Raw genomic sequence first — 19,851 nt, 5'->3', positions numbered from 1 at the left:
CCGCGCGGTACGGCGCGCGGCCTGTTGTGCGCGACACGGTATCGCGCGGACGGGGCGCTCAGCCGAGGAGGACCACGTCCACTTCCACGCCGGGCTCGGCCGACGTGGTCTTCTCGGGCAGGACGATCAGCGCGTCCGCGTGGGCGAGCGCGGCGACGAGGTGGGATCCGGAGCCCCCCACAGGGGTGACGGTCCCGGCCTCGGCGTCGTACGTCCCGCGCAGGAACTGGCGTCGTCCTGCGGGCGAGCTCAGTGCCTTGGCCGACTTCAGGACCGCGCGGGCCGACGGCCGGTGGACGTCCGCGGCGGGCAGGCCCATGAGGGTGCGCACCGCGGGGCGTACGAACAGCTCGAAGGAGACGTACGAGGAGACGGGGTTGCCCGGCAGGGCGAGCAGCGGGGTGTGCTCGGGGCCGATGGTGCCGAAGCCCTGGGGCTTGCCCGGCTGCATGGCGAGCTTGCGGAACTCGACTCCGCTGCCGGCCCCGATGCCGGTCTCGTCCTCGGAGTCGCCGACGGAGGTCAGCGCCTCCTTCACGACGTCGTACGCGCCGACGCTGACGCCGCCCGTGGTGACGATGAGGTCGGCGCGGATCAGCTGGTCCTCGATGGTGGAGCGCAGTGTCTCCGCGTCGTCGGCCACCGCGCCGACGCGGTAGGCGATCGCTCCGGCGTCGCGGGCGGCGGCGGTGAGGGCGAAGCTGTTGGAGTCGTAGATCTGGCCCTCGGCCAACTCCTCGCCCGGCTGGACGAGTTCGCTGCCGGTGGACATGACGACCACGCGCGGGCGCGGGCGCACGCGTACGGTGCCGCGGCCGATCGCGGCGAGGAGGGCGATCTGGGGCGGGCCGAGGACCGTGCCGGCCTCCAGGGCTCGGTCGCCCGCCTTCACGTCACTGCCCTTGGCGCGCACGTGCGCACGCGCCTCGGCGGGGCGGTGCACACGGACCTCGCCGGAGGCGCCCTCGGGGGCGGCGCTGTGGGCGCGCATCCCGGAGACCGGGCCCTCACCCAGGCCGCCGTCGGTCCACTCGACGGGGACGACGGCCTCGGCGCCGGGCGGGAGCGGGGCGCCGGTCATGATGCGGGCGGCCTGGCCGGCCCCGACGCGGAGCCGCCCGACCCGGCCCGCGGCGACGTCCCCCACGACCGTGAGCACCGCGGGGAAGTCCTCGCTCGCGCCCGCCACGTCGGCGGCCCTGACCGCGTACCCGTCCATCGAGCTGTTGTCGAAGGGGGGCAGCGAGAGGGGCACCGAGATGTCCTCGACGAGGACGCAGCCCTGTGCGTCGAGGAGCTGGAGCTCGATGGGCTCCAGCGGGCGGACCGTGGCGAGGATGTCCTCCAGGTGCTCCGCCACCGACCAGATGTGCTGCTGGCCTGTGACGTGCGTGGTCGTGCTGCTCAAGGTGCTACATCTCCTCGGTGACGTAACTGCGAAGCCAGGCGCGGAAGTCCGGGCCCAGGTCCTCACGTTCGCACGCGAGTCTGACAATGGCACGCAGATAGTCGCCACGGTCTCCGGTGTCATACCGGCGGCCCTTGAAGACGACGCCGTGGACGGGGCCGCCGACCTTCTCGTCGTCGGCGAGCTGCTGGAGGGCGTCGGTGAGCTGGATCTCGCCGCCGCGGCCCGGCTCGGTCCGGCGGAGTATCTCGAAGATCGCGGGGTCGAGGACGTAGCGGCCGATGATCGCGTAGTTCGACGGGGCGTCCGCGGGGTCGGGCTTCTCGACGAGGCCGGTGATCTTGACGACGTCGCCGTCCTCGGTCGCCTCGACGGCGGCGCAGCCGTAGAGGTGGATCTGCGAGGGCTCGACCTCCATGAGGGCGATGACGCTGCCGCCACGCTGCTCCTGGACGTCGACCATGCGGGCGAGCAGGGGGTCGCGCGGGTCGATCAGGTCGTCGCCGAGGAGGACCGCGAAGGGCTCCTGGCCGACGTGGGGAGCAGCGCACAGGACGGCGTGACCGAGGCCCTTGGGGTCGCCCTGGCGGACGTAGTGCATGGTCGCGAGGTCGCTGGACTCCTGGACCTTGGCGAGGCGGCCGGCGTCGCCCTTCTTCTGGAGAGCCGACTCGAGCTCGTAGTTGCGGTCGAAGTGGTCCTCCAGGGGCCGCTTGTTGCGGCCTGTGATCATGAGTACGTCGTCGAGGCCGGCGGACACGGCTTCCTCGACGACGTACTGGATCGCCGGCTTGTCGACGACCGGCAGCATCTCCTTGGGCGTTGCCTTGGTGGCCGGCAGGAACCGGGTGCCGAGGCCTGCGGCGGGGATGACAGCCTTGCTGATCCTGGGGTGCGACTCAGTCATGCGGTGAACCATATCCGTAGCGTCTGGGCGGAAGATTTGCTTCCAGTTAAGTTGATGCCTATATGAGGGGTTTGTGAGCTGGCTATGTGTTTGTCAAAGGCTGACAAGAACGCGTTGCGGGCAGAACTCCTCCAGGTGAGATCGGGGTTGCCCGCCGATGACGTCGAGACGGCGGCCGGTGTGCTCGCCCGTCAGGCGCTTGAACTTCCCGAGCTGGCCGGGGCGCGGACCGTCGCCGCATACGTCTCCGTCGGCCGGGAGCCGGGCACCCGCGCGCTGCTCGACGCGCTCCACGCGCGCGGAGTACGCGTCCTGCTTCCCGTACTCCTCGAGGACAACGACTTGGACTGGGGCGCCTACAACGGACAGGAGTCCCTCGCGCGCGTGCAACATGTGGGAAAGATGGCCCTGTTGGAGCCCTCCGGGGAGCCGCTCGGCACCGAGGCCGTCGTGGAGGCCGACGTGGTGCTGCTGCCGGGCCTCGCGGTCGACGGGCGCGGCATGCGGCTCGGCCGTGGCGGCGGCTCGTACGACCGGGTCCTCGCGCGCCTTGAGCGCGCGGACGCGGATCCGGCGCTCGTGGTGCTCCTGTACGACGGCGAGGTCGTCGAGCGTGTCCCCGAGGAGCCGCACGACCGACCCGTGCACGCCGTGGTGACGCCTTCGGGAGTGCGCCGCTTCCGGTGAACCGCCTGCCCCGGTGGCACGAAAGGGCCCTCCACGCGTGCGTGGAGGGCCCTCTCATGTGGTGTCGCCCGTCGTCAGGGCCGCAGCACCAGGGTGTCCTTCGTGTTCGCGCCGACCGCCTTCTCCGAGGAGACCCACGGGAGGAGTTCACCCTTGGACCACTTCTCGGTCTGGTCGGTGTAGTGCGCGCTGAACGCGTGCCCCGAGGCTCCGGTGAGGTTGACCCACTTGGACTTGTCGAGGTCCGCGAGGTTGACCACCATGCGCATCGACGGGACCCAGATGACGCCGTAGCCGCCGGCCGCGTTCCAGCCGGTCGCGTCCACGGCCGCCTCGCCGCCGCCGAGCTTCCACGGGCCGCGGTTGAGCACGTACTGGAGCCAGCCGGGTCCGTCGGTGCCGAGGGTCTGGTTCTTCAGGCTCAGCTGGTGCAGCCGGCCCCAGCTCCAGGTGTCGATGTCCTTGCCGAGCTTGGCCGTGACGTCCCAGCGCGCGTCCTCCATGGCCCGCGCGAACAGCTGGTCGCGGGTCTTGGTCTCGGCGTCGGTACGGGTGGCCGGGGCCTTCCACCAGTCGTTGTTCTCATCGTTGATGATCTTGCGGACGACCTCGAAATAGCGGTCGCCGCCGTCCGGCTGCGCCGAGTCCGCGTCGCGCTCGCCGCACTCGCGCACCCGGCGGTCCTCGTCCGCCGGGCCGGTGTCACCGGCCGGCTCGACGCTCAGGCACTGGCCCTTGACCCGCAGCTCCTTGGGGAGCTTGTTGCCGAAGGACAGCTTGAGGATGTTGCGCCAGACCGAGTTGAAGTACGCGGCGGCCGCCGAGTCCGGGTTCTGGGTGTAGTCCCAGTTCTCCAGGAGCTTCTGCGCCTCACGGACGTACTTGTCCGAGACGTCGATCTTGAGCAGCTTGGGCACGAGCAGCTTGGCGATCTCGCTGCTGTTGTCCATCTGCATGGTGCGCATGTCGTCGGTGGAGATCTTGCCGCCGCCGGCGATCTTCGACTCGATCAGATCGGTGATGCGCTGGCTGCGCGTGCCGTAACCCCAGTCGGAGGTGAGGTGGTACGGGTACTTGTCCTTGTCGATGACGGCCTGGTTGGCGGTCACGATGTAGCCGCGCTTGGGGTTGTACTCGTACGGCAGCGCGGACTGCGGGATGTAGCTCTTCCAGCGGTACGCGGCGTCCCAGCCGGGGGCGGGCAGCGAGCCGTCGCCCTTGCCGCGGACCGGGATCTTGCCGGGCGCCTGGTAGCCGATGTTGCCCTTGGTGTCGGCGTAGATCAGGTTCTGCGAGGGCACCTCGAAGTCGGCGGCGGCCTTGCGGAACTGCGTCCAGTCCTTCGCCTTGTTCAGCTCGAACACGGCGTCCATGGACTTGCCGGGGGTCAGCGCGGTCCAGCGCAGCGAGACCCCGTAGCCGTCGCCCCGGTCGGGGGCGGCCGCGTCGACCTTCGCCTTCCTGCCGACCTTGACCAGCTCGTCGTCCCTGTCGGAGATCAGCGGACCGTTGTTGGTCTCGCGGACGGTGATGGTCTTGTCGTCTCCGCCGGCGACCTTGATGGTCTCCTTGCGGGTCTTGAACGGGACCGTCTTGCCGTCGTACTGGTACCCGCCGCCGCCGTTCAGCTTCTCCAGGTACAGGTCGGTGACGTCGGCGCCGAGATTCGTCATGCCCCAGGAGATGTCCTGGTTGTGGCCGATGATCACGCCGGGCATCCCGGAGAACGTGTAGCCCGTGACGTCGTACTGGCACGAGGCCGACAGGCTCCGGCAGTGCAGGCCCATCTGGTACCAGACCGACGGGAGCTGCGGCGACAGGTGCGGGTCGTTGGCGAGCAGCGGCTTCCCGGTGATGGTGTGCGCTCCGGAGACCACCCACGAGTTGGAGCCGATGCCGTTGCCGTTCGGGCCGACGGCCGCGGGGACCTGGTCCAGGGCGTCGGAGAGCCCGGTCAGCTGACTCTGGAGGCCGTTGGGGGCCTCGGTGTTGCCGGCGAGACCGGTGCCGGCGGCGCCTTGCGTGCCGGTGCCGGTTCCGGTTCCGGTTCCGGTTCCGGTGGAGGTACCCGTTCCGGTGCCCGTACCCGTACCGGTTTGACTTCCGGACCCGCCGGAGCCCTCCCCGTAGGAGCCGGTCGCGCTGTCGTAGGAGCCCGACTGGACGATCGCCTTGTTCCGGTCGTACGGGTAGTCCGGGTACAGGTCCGCGATCTGCTGCGGGCCAAGACGGCTCGTCATCAGGGAGCGGTCGATCTCTTCCTGCATGTTGCCGCGCAGGTCCCACGCCATCGCCTTGAGCCAGGCCACGGAGTCGGCCGGCGTCCACTTCTGCGGCGCGTAGTCGTTGGTGAACCCGAGCGCCGCGTACTCGACGGAGATGTCCCCGCCGTCCTTGCCGGCGAGGTAGGCGTTGACTCCCTTGGCGTACGCCTGGAGGTACTTCTTCGTCTCGGGCGAGAGCTTGGAGTCGTACTCCTTCTGCGCCACCCGGTGCCAGCCGAGCGTCCGCAGGAACTCATCGGTCTTGACCTGGCTCTTGCCGAACATCTCGGAGAGCCGGCCGGAGGTCATATGGCGGCGGACGTCCATCTCCCAGAAGCGGTCCTGCGCCTGCACATAGCCCTGGGCCATGAACAGGTCCTCGTCGGACGAGGCGTAGACCTGAGGGATCCCGTAGGAATCCCGCTTCACGTCCACTGGACCGGAGAGCCCGTCGAGCTTGATCGAGCCCTTCGTCTGCGGGAGGGAGGCACGCACGGTACTGACGCTCCAGTACGTGCCGTAGCCGATGCCCGCGACAATGGCCAGAACCAGCACGATCACGATCAGTCGGGCTCTGCGGCCCTTCTTCTTGCCGGACGAATGGCCGGAAGAGGCGTTGGTGTTCGAGGGCATCGCTGTCCTTGCTGTCCTTCGCGAGCGGCAGAGCAGGCTGCAGGCGGGCTGTGGGGTCACGGAGCGCTGGAGCAACCATAGGCGCAGGGCACGGCGGCCTCGGACGCGGTGTCAAGAACCCGGGGCCCCAAACCGCCCGAGGTCACCCCGGACGGCGTCAAGAAAGCGTTAACGATTAGGTAAGGTAACGAAGTACCTGGTCGTTCCGCGGCGTCCCGTACACCCGTACGGGCCCTCCCGTACGACCTTCGGAGGAAGGAAACAGCCCCTGACTGTCCACCACCTCAACCAGCTCCTGCTCGTCTGTTCGCTGGTCCTGCTGATCGCCGTGGCCGCCGTGCGCATCTCCTCGCGCAGCGGTCTGCCGAGCCTGCTCCTCTACCTCGGTATCGGGGTGGCCATGGGTCAGGACGGCATCGGAAACGTGTCGTTCAGCAACGCCGAGCTGACACAGGTCATCGGCTACGCGGCCCTCGTCGTGATCCTGGCCGAGGGTGGCCTCGGCACGAAGTGGAAAGAGATCGAACCGGCGCTGCCGGCCGCCGTCCTGCTGTCCACGGTCGGCGTCGCCATCAGCGTGGGTGTGACGGCCGCCGGGGCGCACTACGTCGTGGGGCTCGAGTGGCGGCATGCGCTCATCATCGGCGCGGTGGTGTCCTCGACGGACGCCGCGGCAGTCTTCTCCGTGCTGCGCAAGGTGCCGCTGCCGTCCCGCGTGACGGGCGTCCTGGAAGCCGAGTCCGGCTTCAACGACGCCCCTGTGGTGATCCTGGTGGTGGCCTTCTCCACGGCGGGACCCATCGAGCACTGGTACAGCCTCATCGGCGAGATCACCCTCGAACTCGCGATCGGCGCCGCGATCGGGATCGCGGTGGGCTGGCTCGGCTCCTTCGGCCTGCGGCACGTCGCACTGCCCGCCTCCGGCCTCTACCCGATCGCCGTCATGGCCATCGCCGTCACCGCGTACGCCGCCGGAGCCATGGCCCACGGCAGCGGATTCCTCGCCGTCTACCTCGCCTCGATGGTCCTCGGCAACGCGAAACTGCCGCACTGGCCCGCCACCCGCGGTTTCGCCGAAGGGCTCGGCTGGATCGCGCAGATCGGCATGTTCGTCCTGCTCGGCCTGCTCGTCACCCCGCACGACCTCGTGGACGACTTCTGGCCCGCGATCGTCATCGGTCTCGTCCTGACGATGGTGGCGCGCCCCCTCAGTGTCGTCCTGAGTCTTCTGCCGTTCCGGATGCCCTGGCAGGAGAAGGCCCTCATGTCCTGGGCCGGACTGCGCGGCGCGGTGCCGATCATCCTGGCGACCATCCCGATGGTGAACGGCGTCGAGGACAGCACCCGGATCTTCAACATCGTCTTCGTCCTCGTCGTCGTCTACACGCTCATCCAGGGACCGACGCTGCCCTGGCTCGCCCGGAAGCTGCGGCTCGGAAGCGACTCCGCGTCCGCCGCCGACCTCGGCATCGAATCGGCGCCCCTGGAGCGGCTGCGCGGACATCTGCTGTCCGTGTCGATCCCCGAGGAGTCCCGGATGCACGGCGTCGAGGTCAGCGAGCTGCGGATGCCCTCGGGTGCCGCCGTCACGCTCGTGGTGCGCGAGAAGCAGTCCTTCGTGCCGCTGCCGACGACCGTCCTGCGGCACGGCGACGAACTGCTCGTGGTGGCGACGGACCAGGTGCGGGACGAGGCCGAGGCCCGGCTGCGGGCCGTGGCACAGGGCGGCAAGCTCGCCGGATGGCTCTCGGGGAACGGGTCCGCGGGGCGCGGACGACGGGCTCAGTAGGCGGGGAGCGGGGACGCCGGGCGGGAACTGGGGCGCCGGGGCGGAAGCTGGGGTGCCGCGGCGCAAGCTGGGGCTCCTTGCGGGAGCCGGCGAGTGGATGGCGGGTCGATTGCCGGTGGATGAAGTTCCGCTACGCGGAAGAAAGCGGCCGCTCCGGCCGTTAGCATGGTCGGTACACACCTGAAGTTCCACCGACTCTGCCTGATGTAGAGCCGGCGCGACCGCAAAGCGGCCGCGGTTCCCTTGCATACCCTGCATGGCCCAGGCCCTCCTGGCGCGGACCCCGGTATCACTCGGTTCCCGGCGCATGAGGACGGCTCTCGGCGCACCCCACCGGGTCAGCGCTACCAGGCGGCAGAAAGGCAAGGGCCGTGCCAGAGAATTACACGGCCACGGTCACCGGCAAGCGCCCCGGATACGGACAGCTGCTGCGCACCCGCGGCGCCTGGACGTTCCTGCTCCCCGGCTTCGCCGCCCGGCAGCCGTTCGCGATGCTCACCATCTCGACGGTCCTGCTCGTGCAGCACACCACCGGCTCGTACGGCACCGCCGGCGCCGTCTCCGCCACCACCGGCGTCTCCATGGCGCTGTTCGCCCCCTTCACGGGCAAGCTCGCCGACCGCTTCGGGCAGCGCGCCGTCCTAATGCCCGGCGTCCTGCTGCACACGGCGTCCGTGCTCCTGCTGACGCTGCTCGCGCTCAGCGACGCCCCCCTGTGGGCCCTGTTCGTCGCGGCGGTCCCGACCGGCGCCTCCACCCCGCAGATCGGACCCATGGTGCGGGCCCGCTGGGGCGTCAAGCTCCAGGGCTCGCCTCTGATGACCACGGCCGCCGCCTTCGAGTCGGTCACGGACGAGTTCACGTTCGTCCTCGGCCCGCTGTTCGCGACCGCCCTGTGCACCGGCGTGCACCCCGCCGCCGGTCTCGTCATGGAGGCGTCCCTGACGCTCGTGGGCGGCCTCCTGTTCGCCGCGCAGCGCGGCACGCAGCCTCGGCCCTCGCGATCCGTCGGCGACGTCCACGCACGCGTGGAGCACGTTTCCGCGCTGCGCGTCCCCGGAGTGCGCGTCCTGATCGTGGCGTTCCTCGGCATCGGCTCCGTCTTCGGCGGCATGCAGGTCGCCCTGGCCGCCTTCACCGAGTCGATCGGCGAGCCCGGCCTGAACGGTGTCCTGTACGGGACGTTCGCCGCGGGCAACATGCTCTCCGGCATCGTCTGCGGAGCCGTCGCCTGGAAGATCGCGCCCCAGCGCCGCCTCCTGCTCGCCTACACCGCCCTCGCCGTGACCGCCTCCGGCCTCTGGGCCGCGCAGTCCGTGCTCCTGCTCGCCGGGGTCGGCCTGCTGGTGGGCACGTGCATCGCTCCGGCCCTGATCACCGGCTACACGCTCGTCGAGAAGCTGGTCCCCCCGACCGCCCGCACCGAGGCCTTCACCTGGCTCACGGGCGCGGTCGCGCTCGGCCAGGCAGCGGCCGTCACGGTCGCCGGCCAGCTGGAGGACCGCCTCTGGGACGGCGCCGGATTCCTCGTCCCGATGGGCGGCACGGTGCTCGCCCTGCTGCTCCTGGCGACCCTGCGATCCCGCCTCGTGCCGCCACGCGTGACCAAGGTGGTCACGCGCGGAGCGGCCCATCGCGAACCTGTCGCGATCGGTGAGATGTGACGCACGTTTTCGCGGAATACGTCACTGTGACTCCGCCGCCGAGGCGGCTTCTCACTTGGGCTGACAGGCCCTCGTGACGGTCAAGCCCTGACCGCTTGCCCGATGGCAAGTGACGCACGTTACTCCAATTGCTGGCGGCACGGGTTAACATGGACGATCGTTAGCACTCATCGAGTGAGAGTGCCAGGAGGAAGCAAGTGCCGACGTACCAGTACCAGTGCACCGAATGCGGCGAGGGCCTCGAGGCGGTGCAGAAGTTCACCGATGACGCCCTGACCGTGTGCCCCAGCTGCGACGGACGCCTCAAGAAGGTGTTCTCGGCGGTCGGCATCGTCTTCAAGGGATCGGGCTTCTACCGCAACGACAGCCGCGGCTCCTCGTCGAGCAGCTCGCCGGCGCCGTCGTCCGCGAAGTCGGCCTCGGACACGAAGTCTTCGTCCTCGGACTCCAAGTCGTCCGGGTCGTCGTCCTCCACGTCGACGTCCTCGACCTCCGCTTCGTCTTCCTCTTCGAGCTCGTCCTCGAGCTCTTCCGCCGCGTAAGGCCGCTCGGCCGCTTCGGCCAAGTTCTTACGGAACCCTGTCGTCCACCGACGACAGGGTTTTCGGCGTTCCCGGACAGATACTGTGCCGGGCATGGCGAATACAGTTCCGGGCACGGCTAACACGGCGAACACACGGGTCACGGCCGAGATCGGCGTCATCGGCGGCTCCGGCTTCTACTCGTTCCTGGACGACGTGACCGAGGTCCAGGTCGACACCCCGTACGGAGCGCCGAGCGACTCGCTCTTCCTCGGCGAGATCGCGGGCCGCAAGGTCGCCTTTCTGCCCCGCCACGGCCGCGGCCACCATCTGCCGCCGCACCGCATCAACTACCGTGCCAACCTCTGGGCCCTGCGCTCGGTGGGCGTCCGGCAGGTCCTCGGCCCGTGCGCCGTGGGCGGCCTTCGGCCCGAGTTCGGGCCGGGGACACTCCTGGTGCCGGACCAGTTCGTGGACCGGACGAAGGCCCGTGCGCAGTCGTACTTCGACGGGGAGCCGCTGGCGGACGGGGCCGTGCCGAACGTGGTGCACGTGTCGCCCGCCGACCCGTACTGCCCGGCCGGGCGCCGGGTCGCCGTGAAGGCGGCACGCGGCCGTGACTGGGAGCCGGTGGACGGCGGGACTCTCGTCGTGGTCGAGGGGCCGCGGTTCTCGACCCGCGCCGAGTCCCGCTGGCATGCCGCCCAGGGCTGGTCGGTGGTCGGCATGACCGGTCACCCCGAGGCGATGCTCGCGCGTGAACTCGAGCTCTGCTACACGTCGTTGACCCTGGTCACCGACCTCGACGCGGGCGCCGCGTCGGGCGAGGGCGTGTCGCACGACGAGGTTCTCCAGGTCTTCGCCGCCAATGTGGACCGGCTGCGGACGGTGCTCTTCGACGCGGTGGCGGGACTGCCGGCGGAGGGCGAGCGGGACTGCCTGTGTGTGAGGGCGCTCGGGGGGATGGATCCGGGGATCGCGCTGCCGTAGCCGCGCGCTGAAAGGTGCTGAACGGTGTTGACCGGTGCTGAACTTTGCCTTCGGGTGAGGGAGTTGTCCACAACCGGCGAGTAGTGCACGGGGCTCAGCGGGAATCGGCGCGGGCCTGGATCGTGGAGCGCGAGGCGAGCTTTCGAGCTTGCGCGTTCCGAGGCTTTTCGATGTTGTCCGATGCCTCTCGATCCAGGTGGTGGTCGCCCATGTCCCCGTTCAGCACTCCCCCGACGTGCGAGGTCCCTCATTTCGCGCCGCTGCGGGTGCGCGGCGGGCGGTGGCGGTCACGGCGTGCGGGCCGGCACCGGCGGCGGGCGGTCGCTGCGGGGCTCGCTCTGACGGCGGCGGTGCTGGTGGCCGCGGGGCCGTCGGGGGCGGGGTCCACCGGTTCCGGATCCTCCGGCGCGGGCTCCTCAGGCTCCGAGTCCTCGGGCTCCGGGCGGGAGCGGGTGCGGCGGTCGGTCGTGACGGTGTCCGCGCCGGTGCGGATCGCGGACGCGGCGGCGGTGCGGCTGCTGCGGCCCGGTGACCGGGTCGACGTCGTGGCGGCGGGCGCGGGAGCCGGCGCCGGTGATGGGCCGGGATCCGGGGGCCAGGGCGGCAGGGTCGTCGCGGCGGGGGCGCGGGTCAGTTCCGTGCCGGATTCAGCGGAGTCGGCGGAGTCAGCCGGCGAAGTTGCCGCGGAGGGCGGCGCTCTGGTCGTCCTGTCCGTGCCTCGAGAGACGGCGGCGCGGCTCGCCGGGGCCGGTGCCACCTCGCGGCTGGCGGTGGCCCTGTGGTGATCAATTTCGGGTGCCCGGACGGGCCGGTCCGCACGGTTTCGAAGTCAAGTCCCTCGTTCGAGTTGGCGAATTGGACAGGCCCGCCAGGCGCTGTCGTAGGTTGCGGAGCTGTTTGCTCCACATCCTGCACAAGTGAAGAGAGGCCTTCTGGTGAGCGAGAAGAAGAAGCCGAGTCTGTGGGAGGGCTTCAAGGCCTTCTTGATGCGCGGCAATGTGATCGACCTTGCGGTCGCCGTCGTCATCGGAGCCGCGTTCACCAACATCGTGAACTCCGTCGTGAAGGGCGTCATCAACCCGCTGGTCGGCGCGTTCGGCACGAAGGACCTGAACGGCTACACGTCGTGCCTGAAGGGCACCTGCCCGGGCGACGACGGCATCGAGATCCTGTGGGGCTCGGTGCTCAGCGCCACTCTCACGTTCGTGATCACGGCCGCGGTCGTGTACTTCCTGATGGTGCTGCCGATGGCCAAGTACCTCGCCAGGAAGGCGGCCCGGGATGCCGCGAAGGAAGGCGCCGCGGAGGTCGTGGAGCTGTCCGAGCTGGAGGTCCTGAAGGAAATCCGCGACGCCCTGGTGGCGCAGCGCGGCTCTGGGCACAGCGAGCAGTAGCCGCGGCTCAGAGGTGGTGGGGTGGCTTCTCGTCGAGGAAGCGTGCCAGGTCGGCGGCGCTGTCGCCGCCGGCGGTGGGCCGCTCGCCCCACCCTCGGTCCGTGTCGTCCGAGGACTGCGTGCTCAGCGGATCATCGAAGACCAGCGCGCTCTTCGGATCGCGCGGTTCGGGGTCAGGGGCGGTGCTCATGCCCCCAGCGTACGTCCGTCCGGGGGCGTCGGGAGCGGGGTGCGGGGTGCAGGGGTGCGGGCCGCTCGGGTCGTGGGGTCAGCTGGGGGATTCGGCGCCCTTGCGGGCGTAGAACCACCAGCAGATGCCGATGCACGTGACGTAGAAGCCCACGAAGCACCACAGGGAGCTGGTCCCGGCGAAGTTCGCGAACATCGCCGGGAGAAGAAGAAGCCGTACGCCGCGATGGCGGACGTGAAGCCGGTGACCGAGGCGGACTCCATCTCGCCCTGCTTGAGCGCGTTGGCGTGGGCGGGGGTGCCGTCGGCCTTGTGCTGGGCGGAGCCGATCGTGAGGACCGAGCTGGTGATCACGCGGGGGTGACCAGCTGGACGACGGAGACGCCGAGGTTGCCGAGGCCGCCGTTGATGCCGGTGGTGTTGCCCTTCTCCCGCTTGGGGAAGAAGAAGCCGATGTTGGCGAGGGAGGAGGCGAAGTTGGCGCCGCCGATGCTGCAGAGCGCGACGATGCCCACCATGACGGCATACGGGGCGCCGGTGTCCTGCACGGCGAAGCCGAGCCAGATCAGCGGGACGATCAGGACGACGGTCGACAGCGCGGTGAAGCGGCGCTGGCCGATGCGCGGGCCGAGCAGCGGGCCGAGGAACGGGCCGAGGAACGGGCCGAGGAACGTGTAGCAGATCCGGGCCGTGCCGCCGGTGAGGCCGGGGACGGCCGTCAGCCAGAACAGCTGCGGGGTGCTGTAGGCGAAGCCGACGTCCGTGAGGTTGGTGGCGGTGACGCTCCAGACCTGCCACACCACGAAGGCGACGAGCAGCGCCGGGACGGCGATCCACAGGTTGCGGGCGGCGACGCGCTGGCCCACGGACTTCCAGAAGAGATCGTTCTCCGGCCCCCAGCCCATGATCGTGCGGCCGGGTCGGTACTGCTGGGGATCGTACGAGCCGGCCGTCCGTTCGACGGGCGGGGCGTCCTTGAGGGCAGGACTCATGGCGACTTCCTGGTGGGAGGGAGGTGGGAGTTCCTTACTCCTCCACAGTGCGTCCCGGATATAGGTGCGTCCCGGATATAGGGGACAAGAGGCGTTGGTCGCCATCTGGGCGGACCAAAGCCCCGTGCGTCACCTGCCGTTCGGCGCGAGCCGGCGGCGGGCATCGTGGCCGCGCTCACCGTCGCTGAGGGCGTGACATTCACTCCCTCAGGGCGTGCGCGGAGGCGGCCTCGGGTCCCAACTCACGTGATACGCATGCCGTATGACGACCCCCACGCGCAATGCCCTGACCGATGTCGCCGGCCTGCGGGTCGGTCATGCCACCCGCGCCGGCGAGGGCGGCTGGCTGACCGGGACGACGGTGGTGCTCGCGCCCGAGGGCGGGATGACCGCCGCTGTGGACGTACGCGGCGGCGGCCCGGGCACGAAGGAGACGGACGCGCTCGACCCGCGCAATGTGGTCCGGCGCATCGACGCCGTGACCCTGACGGGTGGCAGCGCCTACGGCCTGGACGCCGCGTCGGGTGTCATGGCGTGGCTGGAGGAGCAGGGCCGGGGCGTACGGGTGGGGGCCGGGCCGCGCGAGGTGGTGCCGGTCGTCCCCGCCGCGTGCGTCTTCGATCTGGGGCGCGGCGGGGAGTTCCGGGCCAGGCCCGACGCGGCGACGGGCCGCGCGGCGGTGGAGGCGGCGGCCGCTTCCGCGCCGGGCTCGTCTGTCGCGGAGGGCTCGGTGGGCGCGGGTACGGGCGCGGTGATCGGCGGGCTGAAGGGCGGCGTGGGCACGGCGAGCACGGTGCTCGACTCGGGGGTGACGGTCGCGGCGCTGGTCGTGGCCAACGCGGTGGGCTCCGCGGTCGATCCGGCGACGGGCGCGCTCTACGGGCGGTTCTTCGCCCCGGACTCCACCGACGCGCGGGACGGCGGACCTCACCCGCCCTCGCACCCGTATCCGTACCCCTCACCGGAGGCGCACGCGGCGGCGCAGGAGCGGATCGCGCGGGCCAAGGAGGAGGCCGCCGGACAGGCGCCGCCGATGAACACCACGCTCGCCGTCGTCGCCACGGACGCGGTACTCACCCGTTCCCAGGCGCACAAGCTCGCGGGCACCTCGCACGACGGCATCGCGCGCGCCGTCCGTCCCGTGCACCTCCTCAACGACGGGGACACCGTGTTCGCCGTCGCGACCGGCACGCACCCGCTCGACGAGGCCAACCCCCTCGCGCTGAACGACATCCTCGCGGCGGGCGCGGACATGGTGACGCGGGCGATCGTGCGGGCGGTACTCGCGGCGGAGTCGGTGCGGGGGCCGGGTGGGACGTTCCTCTCGTACGGGGATCTGTACGGGAGTTGAGGCACGGGGCGCCCACCACTCGGGGGGCGCGCCACGCGCCCGACCGGCCCGGTTCCTGGCGTGGCCTGTGTCTCCGTTCACATCTTCCCGAAGGAACCTTTCCGGTCAGTTCGCCCTCTCTACACACACTGGAGTAACTGACTAATCATGGAGCATCTCGTGACAACCCCGGACACAGCCGCGCACCAGCAGCATCCCCGGCAGCCCGAGCAGGGTCGCAGGCGTACCGCGCGGCGGGTCCTGGTGGCGACGGCCGCGGTCACCGTCACCGCGCTCGCCCTCACCGCCTGCGGCGGCAGCGCCAACGCGGAGAACGCCGACGGCAAGAACGGCGACACCAAGGGCAAGGGCTCGTCCGCCGCGCAGATCACGATCTCGGCCAAGGACGGTTCGACGGGGGCGTCCATCAACGCGACGGGCGTGAAGGTCAAGTCCGGCAAGCTCACCGACGTGAAGATGACGGAGCCCGACAGCGGGAAGACCGTGCCGGGCTCACTCACCGCCAACGGCTCGGTGTGGAAGCCCAAGGAGCAGCTCGAGCGCGGGACGAAGTACCGCATCTCGGCCACCGCCAAGGATTCCGACGGTCGTACCGCCGCCGCCAACTCGATCTTCACGACGGTCACCACGTCGGGCAGCTTCATCGGCACGTACACGCCGGACGGCGGCACCACCGTCGGCGTCGGCATGCCGGTCTCGTTCACGTTCGACAAGGCGATCACGAACAAGAAGGCCGTGCAGTCGCACATCACGGTGTCCTCCAGCAGCGGCCAGAAGATCGTGGGCCACTGGTTCGGCGCGCAGCGGCTCGACTTCCGCCCCGAGGAGTACTGGAAGGCCGGCTCCAAGGTCACGATGAAGATCGACCTGGACGGCGTGCAGGGCGCGAACGGCGTGACGGGCGTCCAGAACAAGACGGTCAGCTTCACCGTGGGCCGATCCCAGGTCTCCACGGTCGACGTCAACACCCAGACGATGACGGTCGTGCGGGACGGCAAGACGATCAAGACGATCCCGATCTCGGCCGGCAGCGCGCAGCACACCACGTACAACGGGCAGATGGTGATCTCCGAGAAGTTCGTGCAGACCCGGATGAACGGGTCGACGGTCGGCTTCGGCGGCGAGTACGACATCCCCGATGTCCCGCACGCGATGCGTCTGTCCTCGTCGGGCACGTTCATCCACGGCAATTACTGGTACCCGAAGGGCAACCCGCCCTTCGGCCGCTCCGGCACCAGTCACGGCTGCATCGGCCTCGCGGACGTCCAGGGCGCGGGCGGCGCGACGATCGCCAAGTGGTTCTACGACAACTCGCTCGTCGGCGACGTGGTGACCGTCAAGCACTCCCCCGACACCACCATCGCGCCCGACAACGGCCTCAACGGCTGGAACATGTCGTGGAGCCAGTGGACGGCGGGCAGCGGCGCCTGACGCGCCCATAAGGACGGGCCGCGCGGGAACTTCCCCGCGCGGCCCGTTCGTTTCTGATTTCGAGGACATGATGTCCGACCTAGGGGCTACGGTATGCACCCACAAGGTGACATGTAGCAACGCCGGGAGATGCCTTGAGCGTTCCGTACGACACCACAGCGTACGAGCCACCCGAGTCGCACGAGTCGCATCAGCCGGACGGCACGCACAAGCCGGATGAGCACCTCGGGCGCCTGCTGGGCCGGGCCCTGAACTCCTTCGAGCTGCCCGACGAGGCCCTCGCCCGCCTCGACTGCGCGCTCGCGTACGACAGTTCGCTGCACTCCGCACACCACAGCGCGGGCCTGCACCGCGAGACGTACCGGCACACGTGGCTGCTCGCGGACGGCAGCGCGCTCACCCTGTGGGAGCTCGTCCACAACACGATGCCCGAGCGGGGGACCCAGCACGAGGTGTACACGTCGGAGGAGGACCTCCACCTGGCGACGGACCGCCTCCCGCTGCCCCGCGAGGCCGCCCCCGACTTCGAACTCCCGCTCCCGCTCCAGCTCCCGTCGATCCCCGAGCCGCGCCGCAGTTACGCGGCCGACGACTCGGCGGACCACGCCCGCCGCCTGCTGCGCCGCGCGGAGAACGAGGACCGCCCGGGACCCGACACGGCCCGGCTCCTGCACACCGCGTACGCGCACCAGATCACGCAGGCGTTCGGCCGCCCGCGCCTCGGCTTCACGCTGTACGAGCACGCGTTCCTGCTGCACGACGGCAGCGAGATCAGTCTCTGGGAGATCGAGCACACGGCGACGCCGGACGGCCGTCACATGTGCGAGGTGTACGCCACACAGGACGAGGCCCGCGCGGCGATGCAGTGCCGCGCCACCGACCGCTCCCGCCCCAGCTGCGGCTAGCTGCACAAGCGTCGGCCGCCAACCGCGGCCGGCGACTAACGGCGGCCGAACTGTCGTACCAGGCCCGCGAACGCGTCGTGCTCGTCCGGCGTCAGCGGCACGGACTCCTGGGCGGGCGGACCGCCCTGGACCGGCAGCGAGGCGAGGGGCTGCTCGGCACCCCAGCCCACATGGCGCACCAGCCGGACGAGACCCACCACCCACACCACGGTGGCGGCCGCGAGGAACGCCACGCCTATCTGCTGGAAGTACGACAGGTGCTCAGGCATGGGCCCAGTCAACACCACGGTCCGGGACTTTGGCCCCGGACCGTGACGTATCTCGCATTCGCGGACAGTTCCGAACTGTCAGGCGGCGACCGGTATCTTCGGCTCCCCTTCCTTCTCGGCAATCGCGCCTTCTCGGCACTCGCGATGAGCCTTCTTGGCACTCGCGATGAGGTAGAGGAACGGGTCGCCGATCAGCGGGACCACGAAGATGCCGCCGTGCGGGGCGGGCAGGGTGCAGCCGAAGGCCATCGACAGGGCGCCGATGACCGCGCCACCCGTCATCGAGGCGGGGATGACGCGCAGCGGGTCCGCCGCGGCGAACGGGATCGCGCCCTCGGTGATGAACGAGGTCGAACGAGGCCGAACGAGGTCCCAGAAAAACTCCAGCAAGAGCCTTTACGCCTCTGAGGTTCCTGGATCCACACGACAACGCCCATTCAAATAAACCTCTCGAAAGGGGTGCGGGACGGCGCGAAAATGCGAGGTCAAAGAAATATAGGTAGCCTGTGCGCGCTTATATCCAGCGGCCATCCAGACGTTTTGAGGGGCGCACCCTTCGAAGTGGCGTAGAGAACCGGACCTCGGTCTGTGTGCCACACATGGGGCGAGGAAGCCAGGCGCAGGACGCGCTCCCCAAGCTTCTCTCGCAGGCCAGAGCCTCATCTTCGGCAACGCACCGGGCCGGCCGTCGCCGCGACCTGCGGAGTCAGACCTCCGTATCGGCTACTTCACGGGATGAGACAAGCCGCCGCCCCGCGGAATCGCATCGAGGAGGGGTAGCCGCTTGCTGCTGTCATTGCGGTGCCCGTCGGCCAGAACTGCCCTCATACACAGGGCAGAGCATGCCGCAAGCTGCGTAGACGTCGCGCCGGGGCTAGTGTGAATGTATGGCCAGCGCCATGGCCGATATGAGCAGGGAAGGCGCCGGGCAACGGATCGCCACGGCTCCCCCCGTCTGGGAAAATCCCTGTTCTCGCAAGGCCAAAGCGCTGTGGCGGTGGCCGCGGATGAAGCCATCTGCATTCCTCTATCACGACAAATCCAACCGAGTAGGCAGCGGATGTCGTACGGGATTCACACTGCAAAGTCACTCGAGTGGTCGAGCCGCAACCTCTGGACTAAGCTGCATATGTGAGTGGCAGTCAAGCGAACGCCTGGCGCGAAATGCCCCTGAGGGTGTGATTCCACGTATTGAAGAATCACTTTCCCTGCGGCACTCCACTTGAGGACCGGTTCTCAGAAGGATCCTCAAGCCGTGGTCAGCGCTCGCGAGCACGTACTGCATGCAGTCGGTGGTTTGTATGTCATCGCGCTGCTCGCCACAACAGCAGCGTCGGCTGGCGCGGACAATCCGCTGCCGCAGAGTGTGGTTGTGCATGCCGTTGGCAAGGCGCGGCCACCCACTCCAGATCAATATCCGACACCCTCGCCAACTCCTCCGGGAAGTGGTAACCCAGTGACCCTCTCAGCGTCGAATATTCACCAAGCGAATATTCGGGCACTCCATTTTTAGGCGAAATGCCAGCCGCCCAGTGGGACGGTTCACCTGGTTGGAAACCGAGGGCGAGGTCTCCCATGTTCACTGCTCGAAATAGGATCGCGCGCATCGCAGGAGCCTCCTGCGCCGCAGCGCTGCTCTCTGCAACAGTTGGCGTAGCCAGCGCAGAGGCTGTATCCACGACCCAGAGCACTGCAGTTGTGCCCACACCCAACACCCCCAACACTCCGAACACACCGGGTGGCGGAGGCGGAGCCAACACTCCGAACACCCCCAACACCCCGAACACACCGGGTGGCGGAGGCGGAGCCAACACTCCGAACACCCCCAACACCCCGAACACACCGGGTGGCGGAGGCGGAGCCAACACCCCGAACACCCCCAACACCCCGAACACACCGGGTGGCGGAGGCGGAGCCAACACCCCCAACACCCCGAACACACCCAACACACCGGGTGGCAGGGGCACAGTGAACACACCCAACACCCCGAACACCCCCAACACACCGGGCAGGGGCCGAGTCAACACCCCGAACACGCCCAACACACCGAACACCCCGGGTGGCAGGAACAGGTTCACCCCCAACACTCCGAATACCCCCAACACCCCGGGTGGCAGGAACAGGTTCACCCCCAACACCCCGAACACCCCCAACACTCCGGGTGGCAGGAACAGGTTCACCCCCAACACCCCCAACACCCCCAACACACCGGGCAGGGGCCGAGTCAACACCCCGAACACGCCCAACACACCGAACACCCCGGGTGGCAGGGGCGGAGTCAACACTCCCAACACCCCCAACACCCCGAACACACCGGGTGGCGGAGGCGGAGCCAACACTCCCAACACCCCCAACACCCCGAACACACCGGGTGGCGGAGGCGGAGCCAACACCCCGAACACCCCCAACACACCCAACACACCGGGTGGCGGAGGCGGAGCCAACACCCCGAACACC

Annotated in this window: 16 protein-coding genes and 1 pseudogene; 10 read left to right on the top strand and 7 right to left on the bottom strand. The window is 69.4% G+C overall.

All coding sequences use genetic code 11. From position 1 onward, the window contains the following. Positions 1 to 58: 58 nt before the first annotated feature. Both glp and galU read right to left on the bottom strand, forming a co-directional pair. A complete protein-coding gene (gene glp / locus ACWFR4_RS26460) occupies positions 59 to 1,408 on the bottom strand; it encodes a molybdotransferase-like divisome protein Glp (RefSeq protein WP_453463825.1) in 1,350 nt (449 codons plus the stop codon). Positions 1,409 to 1,412: 4 nt separating this feature from the next. Next, complete coding sequence (gene galU, locus ACWFR4_RS26455; protein WP_453463823.1) at positions 1,413 to 2,315, bottom strand: UTP--glucose-1-phosphate uridylyltransferase GalU; 903 nt, start codon at positions 2,313 to 2,315, stop codon at positions 1,413 to 1,415. 84 nt (positions 2,316 to 2,399) lie between these two features. On the opposite strand from galU, the gene ACWFR4_RS26450 reads away from it, so the two are divergent. Then, positions 2,400 to 3,002: a 5-formyltetrahydrofolate cyclo-ligase gene (locus tag ACWFR4_RS26450; RefSeq protein ID WP_453463820.1), complete on the top strand. Its 603-nt coding sequence runs from the start codon at positions 2,400 to 2,402 to the stop codon at positions 3,000 to 3,002. A 74-nt stretch (positions 3,003 to 3,076) separates the two neighbouring features. On the opposite strand, the gene ACWFR4_RS26445 is transcribed toward ACWFR4_RS26450, so the two are convergent. Further along, positions 3,077 to 5,899: a penicillin acylase family protein gene (locus ACWFR4_RS26445; protein WP_453463817.1), complete on the bottom strand. Its 2,823-nt coding sequence runs from the start codon at positions 5,897 to 5,899 to the stop codon at positions 3,077 to 3,079. A 268-nt stretch (positions 5,900 to 6,167) separates the two neighbouring features. On the opposite strand from ACWFR4_RS26445, the gene ACWFR4_RS26440 reads away from it, so the two are divergent. The 6 genes from ACWFR4_RS26440 to mscL all read left to right on the top strand — a co-directional run bounded on the left by ACWFR4_RS26440 (position 6,168) and on the right by mscL (position 12,257). Next, complete coding sequence (locus tag ACWFR4_RS26440) at positions 6,168 to 7,688, top strand: potassium/proton antiporter (protein WP_453463847.1); 1,521 nt, start codon at positions 6,168 to 6,170, stop codon at positions 7,686 to 7,688. A 371-nt stretch (positions 7,689 to 8,059) separates the two neighbouring features. Further along, positions 8,060 to 9,352, top strand: coding sequence for an MFS transporter (locus tag ACWFR4_RS26435; protein WP_453654866.1), 1,293 nt, complete (start codon positions 8,060 to 8,062; stop codon positions 9,350 to 9,352). 197 nt (positions 9,353 to 9,549) lie between these two features. Then, positions 9,550 to 9,894 (top strand): FmdB family zinc ribbon protein, encoded by a 345-nt coding sequence (locus tag ACWFR4_RS26430; RefSeq protein WP_453463811.1) that lies wholly within the window; start codon positions 9,550 to 9,552, stop codon positions 9,892 to 9,894. A 93-nt stretch (positions 9,895 to 9,987) separates the two neighbouring features. Beyond that, a complete protein-coding gene (locus ACWFR4_RS26425; protein ID WP_453463808.1) occupies positions 9,988 to 10,863 on the top strand; it encodes an S-methyl-5'-thioadenosine phosphorylase in 876 nt (291 codons plus the stop codon). A 209-nt stretch (positions 10,864 to 11,072) separates the two neighbouring features. Further along, entirely contained in the window at positions 11,073 to 11,648 is a 576-nt protein-coding gene (locus ACWFR4_RS26420; protein WP_453654864.1) for an RcpC/CpaB family pilus assembly protein, read from the top strand. Positions 11,649 to 11,798: 150 nt separating this feature from the next. Next, entirely contained in the window at positions 11,799 to 12,257 is a 459-nt protein-coding gene (mscL, locus tag ACWFR4_RS26415; protein ID WP_453655008.1) for a large conductance mechanosensitive channel protein MscL, read from the top strand. Between the two features lie 7 nt (positions 12,258 to 12,264). On the opposite strand, the gene ACWFR4_RS26410 is transcribed toward mscL, so the two are convergent. After that, positions 12,265 to 12,447 (bottom strand): hypothetical protein, encoded by a 183-nt coding sequence (locus ACWFR4_RS26410; protein WP_116512499.1) that lies wholly within the window; start codon positions 12,445 to 12,447, stop codon positions 12,265 to 12,267. A gap of 349 nt (positions 12,448 to 12,796) precedes the next feature. After that, positions 12,797 to 13,438, bottom strand: coding sequence for a hypothetical protein (locus tag ACWFR4_RS26405; RefSeq protein WP_453654862.1), 642 nt, complete (start codon positions 13,436 to 13,438; stop codon positions 12,797 to 12,799). Positions 13,439 to 13,700: 262 nt separating this feature from the next. On the opposite strand from ACWFR4_RS26405, the gene ACWFR4_RS26400 reads away from it, so the two are divergent. The 3 genes from ACWFR4_RS26400 (at position 13,701) to ACWFR4_RS26390 (ending at position 17,125) form a co-directional block, all read left to right on the top strand. Then, positions 13,701 to 14,789, top strand: coding sequence for a P1 family peptidase (locus tag ACWFR4_RS26400; RefSeq protein WP_453654860.1), 1,089 nt, complete (start codon positions 13,701 to 13,703; stop codon positions 14,787 to 14,789). A gap of 147 nt (positions 14,790 to 14,936) precedes the next feature. Then, entirely contained in the window at positions 14,937 to 16,220 is a 1,284-nt protein-coding gene (locus ACWFR4_RS26395) for a L,D-transpeptidase (RefSeq protein ID WP_453463793.1), read from the top strand. A gap of 134 nt (positions 16,221 to 16,354) precedes the next feature. After that, positions 16,355 to 17,125 (top strand): DUF6227 family protein, encoded by a 771-nt coding sequence (locus ACWFR4_RS26390; protein WP_453469228.1) that lies wholly within the window; start codon positions 16,355 to 16,357, stop codon positions 17,123 to 17,125. Between the two features lie 35 nt (positions 17,126 to 17,160). Here ACWFR4_RS26390 and ACWFR4_RS26385 read toward each other — a convergent pair whose 3' ends face one another. Together ACWFR4_RS26385 and ACWFR4_RS26380 are read right to left on the bottom strand one after the other, a co-directional pair. Next, on the bottom strand, positions 17,161 to 17,394 hold the full coding sequence (locus ACWFR4_RS26385; protein ID WP_453654858.1) for a hypothetical protein: 234 nt from the start codon (positions 17,392 to 17,394) through the stop codon (positions 17,161 to 17,163). A 78-nt stretch (positions 17,395 to 17,472) separates the two neighbouring features. Then, a pseudogene (locus tag ACWFR4_RS26380) lies at positions 17,473 to 17,742 on the bottom strand (hypothetical protein); the annotation flags it as partial. Positions 17,743 to 19,851: the final 2,109 nt, after the last annotated feature.

Source organism: Streptomyces sp. NPDC055140 (assembly GCF_053607285.1).
The sequence above is the reverse complement of the archived record's forward strand: the minus strand, read 5'-3'. Positions and strand labels throughout refer to the sequence as shown.

Coding starts and splice junctions, on each gene's coding strand:
- galU (WP_453463823.1), bottom strand. CDS start 2,315: ATGACTGAGTCGCACCCCAGGATCAGCAAGGCTGTCATCCCCGCCGCA.
- ACWFR4_RS26450 (WP_453463820.1), top strand. CDS start 2,400: ATGTGTTTGTCAAAGGCTGACAAGAACGCGTTGCGGGCAGAACTCCTC.
- ACWFR4_RS26445 (WP_453463817.1), bottom strand. CDS start 5,899: ATGCCCTCGAACACCAACGCCTCTTCCGGCCATTCGTCCGGCAAGAAG.
- ACWFR4_RS26425 (WP_453463808.1), top strand. CDS start 9,988: ATGGCGAATACAGTTCCGGGCACGGCTAACACGGCGAACACACGGGTC.
- ACWFR4_RS26420 (WP_453654864.1), top strand. CDS start 11,073: ATGTCCCCGTTCAGCACTCCCCCGACGTGCGAGGTCCCTCATTTCGCG.
- ACWFR4_RS26410 (WP_116512499.1), bottom strand. CDS start 12,447: ATGAGCACCGCCCCTGACCCCGAACCGCGCGATCCGAAGAGCGCGCTG.
- ACWFR4_RS26405 (WP_453654862.1), bottom strand. CDS start 13,438: ATGAGTCCTGCCCTCAAGGACGCCCCGCCCGTCGAACGGACGGCCGGC.
- ACWFR4_RS26400 (WP_453654860.1), top strand. CDS start 13,701: ATGACGACCCCCACGCGCAATGCCCTGACCGATGTCGCCGGCCTGCGG.
- ACWFR4_RS26395 (WP_453463793.1), top strand. CDS start 14,937: ATGGAGCATCTCGTGACAACCCCGGACACAGCCGCGCACCAGCAGCAT.
- ACWFR4_RS26385 (WP_453654858.1), bottom strand. CDS start 17,394: ATGCCTGAGCACCTGTCGTACTTCCAGCAGATAGGCGTGGCGTTCCTC.